General features: G+C 75.1%; 1 protein-coding gene. It reads right to left on the reverse strand.

Annotation, left to right across the window (positions count from 1 at the left end; translation table 11 throughout):
* On the reverse strand, positions 1–1202 hold a 1202-nt coding region (locus AOK17_RS46755), incomplete at its 3' end, for a PAS domain-containing protein (protein WP_169802020.1).
* Positions 1203–1481: the final 279 nt, after the last annotated feature.

Here is a 1481-nt window from a genome sequence, read left to right on the forward strand (position 1 = left end):
TCGAACCAGTCGCCGCCCACCTCCGCTCCTGAGCCCGCCGGGAGGTAGCGGCCCAGGGTCTCGACGCCGGGGCCCGTCACCGTGGGCGTGTTCAGGAAGGCGCGCTGCATCTCCAGGGCCGTCTCGTGTTCACGCGTGTAGCGGACCGCGTGGGCGATGCCGGTGGCGGCCCGGTCGGTGAGGTCCCCCAGCAGCTCGGCGTCCGTGTCCGTCAGCCGGGGGGAGTCGCCGGCGCGGAACACCATCACCGCGCCCACCAGCTCCTCGTGGACCGCGAGCGGGAGGTAGATCCCCGAGTGCGCGCCCATCCGCAGGAGGTGCTCCTTGCGTTCGGGCGACGGCGAGAACTGGCGCATCGCCTCGTCGTCGGGGTGGCTGAGGACCAGCGGGCGCCGGTCGGCCAGGACATGGGCCATCGGGGAGCCCGCCCGGTGCACCACGAACTCGTCGAGACGGCCGAGCGGGGAGGACACCTCCGCCAGGTCCGGGGTGGTGGCCAGCGCGATACGGCGCAGGCGCAGCGGGTAGTTCTCCGACGGCACCCGGGGCGTGCCCTCCGGGTCGACCACGTCCACCGCCGCGTAGTCCGCGAAGCGCGGGACCAGCAGGTCGGCGAGCGCCTGGCAGGCCCGGCGGAGGTCGAGTGTCGCGCCGGTGGTGCGGTTCGCCTCGTCGAGCAGGGCCATCCGGTTGCCCGCCTGTACGAGGTGCTCGCGCCCGCGCAGTGCGTCGGTGACCTCCAGGACGACGCCCGCCACCCCGAGGACCTCGCCGGACGACGTCGACAGCCGGTGGTAGGCGCCCAGCCACCACCGGTTGTCGCCCGTCCCGTCGGCAGGGGTCTGCCCGCCCACCGTGACGATCTGCGGCACCCCCGTGCGCAGCACCTGTTCGAGGAGCTGCTCCGACGACTCCAGGTCCGGCAGGACGTCCGGCAGCCGGCGGCCGATGTGGTCGGCGGCCGGGACGCCGTTGAGGAGGGCCAGCGCGTCGTTGATGTAGAGGTAGCGCAGGCTCCGGTCCAGCACGGCGACACCGGCCGGGCAGCCGTCGAGGATCCGCCGGGCCAGGGTCAGCTCCGCCAGCAGCCGCTCCGCGTGCTCCCCCACCCCTTCGGCACGGTCCACCGCGTTTGCGATCGCCGCCAGCTCCGCCTGGGTGAGCAGGATGCGCGGGGTGGGCTGGACCTGGTCACCGGGCACCCACCCACGGCACCACGCCACCGCCCCACCCACCAACGGACGGGCCCGTCCGGGTGACGCCGGGCACGGGCGCGGATACCGACATGGACACGGGACACGGCTTCGGCCCTGGCCTCGGCCCCGCCTCGTTCCTGGCTCCGGCCCCGGCTACGGTCCCGGTGTCGCCCCTGGCCCCGCTCCGGTCCCGGTCCCGGCTACAGCCTCGCCCCCGGGCCACGGCTTCGGCCTCCACTCTGGCCTCGGCCCCGCCCCGTTCCTGGCTCCGGCTCCGGCCCCGGC

It is taken from the genome of Streptomyces phaeochromogenes, from assembly GCF_001418655.1.
In the GTDB taxonomy this organism is placed as follows: Bacteria; Actinomycetota; Actinomycetes; order Streptomycetales; family Streptomycetaceae; genus Streptomyces; species Streptomyces phaeochromogenes.